The following is a 9,190-nucleotide window of genomic DNA, read 5'->3' on the forward strand; positions in this document are numbered from 1 at the left end:
ACTGTACTTATAATGGGATAAGTTGGAGTTTGCATATGAGGAGGACAAAAATGGACAACAATCAGATGCAGGGCGGCGGTCCTGGCAGACCACAGGGACCGGGTGGACAAAAACAGCCGGACAATGGTCGCAATAAGAACAATGGGAAAAAGCAAGGCGGCGGCAAAAGCATTCTGGTTTTTCTGGTGATTACTTTGATTGTGATGCTTGCCACGAATATCGTTACCAGCATGGTAAAAGATACAACCGAGCGTGAGATCACTTATAATCAGTTTATTAACATGGTTGACCGCGGAGAGGTCGAATCTGTAGAGATCGGTTCCAATCGAATCGACATCAACCTGAAAAATCAGCCAATACCGGGTGTGAAGATCACCTGTTATACAGGTATCATGGACGATCCGACACTGACAGACCGACTGCTCAAGGCAGGCGTACAGTGTACCAAAACCGTACCGGACAATTCTTCTTACCTGATCTTAAATATCGTGGCAAATGTTCTGCCGCTGGTTATGATCGGATTTATTTTCTACTTTTTCATGCGTCGTATGGGATCAGGCGGCGGAGTCATGGGTGTCGGCAAGAGCAAGGCAAAAGTTTACGGCGAGAAGGAAACCGGTGTGACCTTCCAGGATGTTGCCGGACAGGATGAAGCAAAAGAATCGCTTCAGGAAGTCGTAGGATTTCTCGAAGATCCGCAGAAATACGTGAAGATCGGAGCGAAGCTGCCGAAAGGAGCACTGCTTGTCGGCCCTCCGGGTACCGGTAAGACACTGCTGGCAAAGGCAGTCGCAGGAGAGGCACACGTGCCGTTCTTCTCCATTTCCGGTTCCGATTTCGTAGAAATGTTTGTCGGTGTCGGTGCATCGCGTGTGCGAGACCTGTTTGAAGAGGCCAAAAAGAGTGCACCGTGTATCATTTTTATCGATGAGATCGATGCGATCGGTAAGAGCCGTGACAGCCGTTATGGCGGCGGAAACGACGAGCGTGAGCAGACACTGAACCAGCTGCTTGCGGAGATGGATGGTTTTGATTCCTCCAAAGGTGTGCTGATCCTTGCAGCAACGAACCGTCCGGAAGTTCTGGACTCTGCACTTCTGCGTCCGGGACGTTTTGACCGCCGAGTGATCGTAGACCGCCCGGATCTCAAAGGAAGAGAAGATATTCTGCGTGTACACGCAAAGAACGTTAATCTTGATGAGACGGTCAATTTCAAAGAAATCGCCCTGGCAACAGCCGGAGCTGTCGGATCAGACCTAGCAAATATGGTCAATGAAGCAGCCATCCTTGCTGTAAAAGCAGGAAGAAGTGCCGTATCTCAGGCAGATTTATCGGAAGCAGTCGAGCTGGTTGAGATGGGAAAAGAAAAGAAAAACAAGATCCTGAGCAAAAAAGAGCGGGAGATCGTTTCCTATCATGAAGTCGGACACGCACTGGTCAGTGCACTGCAAAAAGATGCAGAGCCAGTACAGAAGATCACGATCGTGCCGCGTACATCCGGAGCACTCGGATATGTCATGAACATTCCGGAAGAGGAGAAATGCCTCTATACAAAAGAAGAACTGTGGGCGAGACTGGTAGAATTTACCGGCGGCCGTGCAGCAGAGGAGATCGTATTTGGTTCGGTGACAACCGGAGCATCCAATGATATCGAGAAAGCAACTTCCATTGCCCGCTCAATGATCACACGCTACGGTATGTCTGAGAAATTCGGTCTGACCGGTCTGGAGCGTGCGGCAAACCAGTACCTCGATAATCAGACGGTTCTGGACTGCAGTGAGGTGACACAGGCCGAGGTCGATAAAGAGATTACTGCCATGCTCAAAAAGGCATATAAGGAAGCAAAAGACATGCTTACGGCAAACCGCAGCATTCTGGATCACATCGCCGCTTTCCTGATCGAGAAAGAGACGATCACCGGAAAGGAATTTATGGAGATCCTGCGTAAAGTACAGGCAGAAGAAGCACAGAAAAACAGCGAAATACAGACCGAAGAAAACAGCACAAAAGTAAATCTTTCAAAAGAGAACACAGCAGACACCGCAACCGAGTAAGTGAGGATGTAAAAGCAGATGTTTGATATTCAGGAAGAATTAAAAAAGCTCCCGGCTAAGCCGGGAGTTTATATTATGCATGATGACAGAGATGCCATTATTTATGTGGGCAAGGCGATCAGCCTGAAGAACAGGGTGCGGCAGTATTTTCAGACCAGCCGCAATAAAGGTGCCAAAATCGAGCAGATGGTCACAAGGATCGCCAGATTTGAATATATCGTGACGGATTCCGAGCTGGAGGCACTGGTTCTGGAGTGCAATCTGATCAAGGAACACCGCCCGAAGTACAATACGATGCTCAAGGATGATAAGACTTATCCATTTATAAAAGTAACGACATCGGAGGCATATCCTCGGATTTTGTTTTCAAGGAGCATGAAAAAGGATAAAAATAAATATTACGGACCGTACACCAGTGCCGGGGCAGTCAAAGATACGATCGAGCTGATCCGTAAGATCTACAAAGTCCGTACCTGTAATCGCAGACTGCCGCAGGATATCGGAAAAGAGCGTCCCTGCCTGAATTATCACATCAAACAGTGTGATGCACCATGTCAGGGCTATATCAGTCAGGAAGAGTACCGCAGATCCTTAAACGGAGCGATGGATTTTCTGAATGGAAACTACGGACCAATCCTGAAAATGCTCGAAAAGCGGATGCTGGATGCCTCGGAGCGTATGGAGTACGAGGAGGCAGCGACCTGGCGTGACCTCAAAAACAGTGTCAGCCAGATCGCACAGAAGCAGAAGATCACAAGCAGCGACGGCGAGGACAAAGATGTGATCGCCGTGAAAATGGACGGCAGCGACGCAGTAGCCCAGGTATTTTTTATCAGACAGGGCAGGCTGATCGGCAGAGACCATTTCTTCCTGCGGATCGCACCGCACGATTCGCAGAATATCGTGATTTCCAGTTTTATGAAGCAGTTCTATTCCGGCACGCCGTTTATTCCAAGGGAGATCATGATCCCGTGTGAGATTGAAGATCAGTCTGTCTTAGAAGAGTGGCTCGGAAAGCGAAAAGGGCAGAAGGTGCACATCAAAGTACCGAAAAAAGGTACCAGGGAAAAATTGGTTGAGCTTGCCACGCAGAATGCAGAGATTGTCCTGCGACAGGACAAAGATCGTATCAAACGAGAAGAAGGACGCACAATCGGGGCGATGAAAGAAATTGCCGGCTGGCTGGATCTGCCAGATCTGGTACGAGTGGAAGCCTATGATATTTCCAATATCAGCGGTTTCGAGTCGGTCGGATCCATGGCAGTCTTTGAACGCGGCAAACCAAAACGAAGTGATTACCGCAAATTCCGTATCAAAACCGTGCAGGGGCCAAACGACTACGCAAGCATGGAAGAAGTCCTGACAAGACGTTTTACACACGAGAGTGACCCTGAGAAAAAAGAGTATGACAGTTTCGGAAAACTGCCGGATCTGATCATGATGGACGGCGGCCGCGGTCAGGTCAATATCGCACTTGGCGTTCTGGAAAAGCTAGATCTTAACATCCCGGTCTGCGGTATGGTAAAAGATGACCGGCACCGCACCAGAGGCCTGTATTATAATAACGTAGAGATCCCGATCGACCGCGACAGCGAGGGATTTAAACTGATCACCCGCGTGCAGGATGAAGCCCACCGTTTTGCCATCGAGTATCACCGCTCCCTGCGAAGCAAAGATCAGGTACATTCGATCCTAGATGACATTGACGGTATCGGTCCGGCAAGAAGAAAGGCTCTGATGCGTCATTTCCTCTCCCTGGAAGCGATCCGCGAGGCGAGCGAAGAGGAACTGGCAGCAGTGCCTTCAATGACCGCCTTAAGTGCAGGAAAAGTCTACGCTTTCTTCCATGAAAAGAAAAAAGAAGAACAAGGATGATTGTATGCAGCAAGAATGCCTCTGGCATTCTTGAATTTTCATGTGAACAATATACAATTTTTTACAGAATCTGTTTTGTTTCTTGTATGATGTGTGCGGATGTGATAGAATGAGAGCATGAAATCGAAGGAACGTGCATGGATTTGACGATGTTGTGTGCGTTCATGAGCAAGTAGCGAAGCGGATTGTGAATGTTCGCTTTACTGACAGGAAAGGACAAAAACAGATGAACAGTAACAGTAGTGTAGAATTGACAAAAATTGCAAAAAGCATGGAACTGAAGAATCTGACACCGGATGTTGATATTTCATCGATCGTGGTGACCACACCGGATATCAACAGACCGGCACTGCAGCTGACCGGATATTTCGAACATTTCGCATCCGAGCGTGTACAGATTGTCGGTTATGTGGAATTTACTTATCTGGAGCATATGACGAGAAATCAGAGAGTGCATGCCTATGAGCAGTTCTGTGCCCATAAGGTTCCGTGCATTATCTTTACATCGAAAACGGATCCGGATGAAGATATCCTGCGTATCGCCACAGAGAACGGTATTCCGGTCTTTACCACAGAGAAAAATACATCTCCGTTTATGGCGGAGATCATCCGCTGGCTGAATGTAGAGCTGGCTCCTTGTATCTCTATCCACGGCGTGCTGGTAGATGTATACGGCGAAGGTGTCCTGATCATGGGCGAGAGCGGCATCGGTAAGAGTGAGGCAGCTCTGGAGCTGATCAAGAGAGGCCATCGTCTTGTATCCGATGACGTCGTAGAGATCCGCAAAGTCAGCGATGCGAGCCTGGTCGGAAGTGCTCCGGATATCACCCGCCACTTTATCGAGCTTCGCGGTATCGGTATCATTGATGCCAAGACCTTATTTGGTGTGGAGAGCGTGAAAAATACACAGACCATTGACCTGGTTATCAAATTAGAAGAGTGGGACAAGGACAAAGAATACGACAGACTTGGACTTCAGGAAGAATACACCGAGTTCCTCGGCAACCGCGTTGTATGCCATTCCATTCCGATCCGTCCGGGACGAAGTCTGGCTGTGATCGTAGAGTCTGCTGCTGTCAACCACAGACAGAAAAAGATGGGTTACAATGCAGCTCAGGAGCTTTATAACCGTGTTCAGAAGTCACTTGCAAAGAAAAAAGAGGAGCAGAAGAAATGAAAAAATATTGTTTTGGAATCGATATCGGCGGAACAACCGTAAAATGCGGACTTTTTAATGTAGACGGAGAAGTCCTGGATAAATGGGAAATTAAGACAAGAACCGAAAACAACGGCGAAAATATCATCGCAGACATCGCAGAGACGATAAATGCCAAGATCGCAGAAAAAGGTCTGGACAAAGAAGAGATCGTTGGAGCAGGCGTTGGTGTACCGGGACCGGCAGATGAAGAAGGCAACGTTCCGGTAGCCGTCAATCTGCACTGGGGATTTGTACCACTTTCCAAAGAGCTTTCCGAGAAGACAGGCCTTGCGGTACGCGTCGGAAACGATGCAAACGTGGCAGCACTCGGCGAAATGTGGAAAGGCGGAGCAGTCGGCTATCACAATGTTGTTATGGTGACACTTGGAACCGGTGTCGGCGGCGGCATCATCATCAATGGCAAGATCGTAACCGGAAGCAACGGAGCCGGCGGTGAGATCGGACATATCCATGTAACCGACAGCGTTGACAAACCTTGCAACTGTGGCAACACCGGATGTCTGGAACAGGTTGCATCTGCGACAGGTGTTGTATATCTGGCAAACAAAAAGCTGGCATCCTGCGATACCCCTTCCGTTCTGCGTGACGGAGAAGTCAGTGCAAAAAGCGTCTTTGATGCCGTAAAAGCAGGCGATGCAGTTGCACAGGAAATCGCAGAAGAATTCGGCAGATACCTCGGTCTTGCATGTGCAAACATCGCAGGTGTGGTAGATCCGCAGGTATTTGTAATCGGCGGCGGCGTCTCCAAAGCCGGAAAGATACTCTTTGATTATATCGAGAAATATTACAAAAAATATGCATTTCCATCCTGCAAAGATGCAAAATTTGCACTGGCAACACTGGGCAATGATGCCGGTATCTACGGTGCAGCAAAACTGATGCTGTAATAAAACAACGGCAGTCAGCACCGCAATACTTGCAGAAGTGAGAGTCTTCTCCGATTGAGATAAATAAAAATTCCATGAGAATTTACTTGATTTAAGTAATATCCTCATGGAATTTTTTGTATCCAAATGAAATTTTAAGATTCAGACAACACATGCTTTGAACACCAGAGCAGATGCTTTTATGGAATGATCTCCAGGATGTCATCTCCGCCCGGAGCCGTGGTGCCTCCGGAGTCTCCGCCGGAGCCACCGCCGGAAGTGCTGCCGCCGGAGCCGGAACCTGTGCCAGAGCCGCTACCTCCGCTTCCGGAAGAATCGCCGGAGCCGGAATTGCCGTCAGGTGTAGTTGTTGAACCGGAATTTGCATCAGAACCCGGCGTGGTCGCACCATCCTTCTTCGAATCATCGGCATCCATATCTGCCGCATCTTTTTTCGGATTCAGGATATCCGTGATCTTATCCAGGATGTTGTGCCCTTTGCAGGTCGCACTTGGCGGAGCATAAGCGGAATCTTCCGTTGTGCCCTCGCTTCCGGCCGGTCGTTTGACAAAGATTTTCGTTGTCGTGCTACAGGTCGCAGTCGGGAGCAGTCCGGTGGAAGAGCAGACCTTTACAGCCGTGTGCACATCGCAGCTCTTGGTCGGTGTCGTGCCTTTTGCAAAATATTCCGTGTAAGCCATGGAGCCTCGCGGATCTCCGGTGCAGACACCATCCACGGCGAGCAGTCCGGATTTCTTACATACATAGGCAGTTTCTACACTGTCCGGCTGTTCAAACTGTCTGACCGGAAGATTTTCGTGGATGCGGCTCATGATCGCAGTCCACAGTTTTTTGTGATACGTGTGGTAAAGATCGCCGGACGGGAGCGTATCGTGGTTGTCATAGCCGCCCCAGACCGTACACGTATAATACGGGCTGTATGCGGCAAACCAGATATCACGGTCGTCCGAAGTCGTACCGGTCTTGCCGGCGATCGGCATCTCGCCGAGGCTGACATCGGAGGCTGTTCCGCCGGCTTTTACAACATCCATCATCGCCTGTGTCAGCAGGAAAGCGGTGCTGTCCTTTAAAACCGTCTTTTCTTCCGGAGTGTTGTCAATGATCACTTTTCCTTCGGAATCCTCGATACGGGAATAAAACTTCGCTTCGTTGTATTTGCCGCCGTTAGCGATCGTTGCATAGGCATCGCACAGCTCGATGTTTACGACACCGTCCGTGATACCGCCAAGAGCCAGCGGCTGGCGTACGTCCAGATTTTCATCATCGTAAAGTGTGCTGATGCCGAGAGCTTCGGCATACTCAAAACCAAGCCGCGGTGTGATCTCGGTCAGACATTTGACTGCTACTACGTTAATTGAACCTGCGATCGCCTGACGGATCGTAGTCAGTCCGGTGTAGGCATTTTTACCTGCCCAGTTATTGACCGGGACACCATTTGTGTAATTGTAAGGTGCATTGTCGAATACCGTAGCAAGCGTCATATTCTCGGCATCAAGAGCCGGAGCGTATGTGCTGACGATCTTAAAAGTCGAACCAGGCTGTCTGCGGGTTTCCGTGGCACGGTTCAGCGTCAGGCTGGCTTCCTTTTCGCCACGTCCGCCGACGATCGCCTTCACATATCCGGTCTCATTGTCGATGATCACGACAGAGGCCTGTGGCTGCGGAACAAGAGAAACACGCTCGCCAAGCACAGTATCGCCTTTTTCAACCATGGCGTTTTTGTAAGTCTCTGCGGCAGCTTTTGCAGATTCCTCATCGTCAAACATCATGTTAAAAGAGCTGTCCTGTTTCTGGAACCAGCTGCGGAGCATTTCACTGCTGTAATTGATAATCTCGCCGTCGGATTTCTGGATACTTAAAGCATAATCGAGACCGATCAGCGTCACCGAAGGATAATTCTCCGGGTTGGCAAACTCCTCATCGCAGATTTTTTGAATCTCTTCATCCTGATTGGAATAAATCTTCAGACCGCCGGAGTAAACAGCTTTGTAAGCCTGCTGTCTGGTGTATCCCTTGACTTCCACAAGGTCATCCATAACCTGTTCGATCAGAGCGTCCGTATAGTAACTGTAAATAGAAACCTCGTCCGTCTCCTGAGCCGTTTTCTGGATACGGGAATACACATCGTCCGCAAGGGCATCCTGCTGCTGCTGTTCGCTGATATAGCCCTGATCGACCATTTTCTGAAGAATGATCTTGCGTCGCTTTGCATTCTCATCCGGATTGATGATCGGATTGTACAGCGTCGGATTCTGTGTAATGCCGGCAATGACCGTAGATTCCGAGAGATTCAGCTGAGATACATCTTTATTAAAATAGCGTTTGGCAGCAGCCTGTACGCCGTACGAGCTGGCACCTAAGTTGATCGTGTTCAGATAATCCTGCAAAATCTGGTCCTTCGACATCTTTTTCTCCAGCTGCAGAGCCAGATACTGCTCCTGGAACTTACGACGCAGCTTCTGAGAAAGAGCCGTCTGCGTCACCCAGTCCGTAAAAACATTATTCTTGATCAGCTGCTGCGTGATCGTACTGGCACCCTCTGAGAAATCCCCACTGGTGATGCCGATCACCGCGGCACGGGCGATACCCTGGATATCGATGCCGTGATGCTTGTAAAAACGCTCATCCTCGACGGCAACGATCGCATGCTGCAGATCCTCTGGGATCTGATCCAGCTTCACAAGAATACGGTTGGAAGTTGATTCGGCAAGCTTCTGGACCGGTTTATTGCCGGTGTTATAGATGTAGGTGGCCGATTCTGCCGGTGCAACCGAGAGAGAATCGATGTTAGGGGCACTGGCGATCAGCCCTTTGATCATGCCGACACCGGCCGCCGTGCCAAGGATGACGCAAAACAGCAGAAGTACCAGAAAAATCTTCAGAGCCGTAAGCGAAATACGCCTGAAGATCCTGGTTCCCGCTGGAATGCTCTTCTTGTGGGCAACGTGGTTTTTGTCAAAATTCATATAAAATACCTCCGAAAAAAGACAGTAAGTTTTGCTATGTAAAAACGATAACGTTTAAAAAGCAGGATGTGCTACAAAATCATTCAAAATTCGCTCATTTTTCAGCGAAAAATGGCTGCTTTCTCATGATTTAGCGGAACCCATGATGCCATACGGATTGTTCCGTACTGCGTACTTTCACAATCCTAC

The 9,190-nt window shown here is 49.1% G+C and carries 5 protein-coding genes; 4 read left to right on the plus strand and 1 reads right to left on the minus strand.

The features are described 5' to 3' along the window. Positions 1-65 precede the first annotated feature (65 nt). From ftsH to ACLTL4_RS00265, 4 genes are all read left to right on the plus strand, one after another. Positions 66-2,054 carry an ATP-dependent zinc metalloprotease FtsH gene (ftsH, locus tag ACLTL4_RS00250; protein WP_147631946.1) on the plus strand — a complete coding sequence of 663 codons (1,989 nt, stop codon included), beginning with the start codon at positions 66-68 and terminating at the stop codon, positions 2,052-2,054. An 18-nt stretch (positions 2,055-2,072) separates the two neighbouring features. Continuing rightward, a complete protein-coding gene (gene uvrC / locus ACLTL4_RS00255) occupies positions 2,073-3,929 on the plus strand; it encodes an excinuclease ABC subunit UvrC (protein WP_173897651.1) in 1,857 nt (618 codons plus the stop codon). A gap of 226 nt (positions 3,930-4,155) precedes the next feature. Then, entirely contained in the window at positions 4,156-5,106 is a 951-nt protein-coding gene (gene hprK / locus ACLTL4_RS00260; RefSeq protein WP_147631930.1) for an HPr(Ser) kinase/phosphatase, read from the plus strand. After that, positions 5,103-6,035: an ROK family glucokinase gene (locus ACLTL4_RS00265; protein WP_412290292.1), complete on the plus strand. Its 933-nt coding sequence runs from the start codon at positions 5,103-5,105 to the stop codon at positions 6,033-6,035. Before hprK ends, ACLTL4_RS00265 begins: the two co-directional genes overlap by 4 nt. 179 nt (positions 6,036-6,214) lie before the next feature. Here ACLTL4_RS00265 and ACLTL4_RS00270 read toward each other — a convergent pair whose 3' ends face one another. Continuing rightward, positions 6,215-9,001 (minus strand): transglycosylase domain-containing protein, encoded by a 2,787-nt coding sequence (locus ACLTL4_RS00270; RefSeq protein WP_412290291.1) that lies wholly within the window; start codon positions 8,999-9,001, stop codon positions 6,215-6,217. Positions 9,002-9,190 lie beyond the last annotated feature (189 nt).

This window comes from Hominisplanchenecus sp. (assembly GCF_046967715.1).
Classification (GTDB): Bacteria; Bacillota; Clostridia; order Lachnospirales; family Lachnospiraceae; genus Hominisplanchenecus; species Hominisplanchenecus faecis.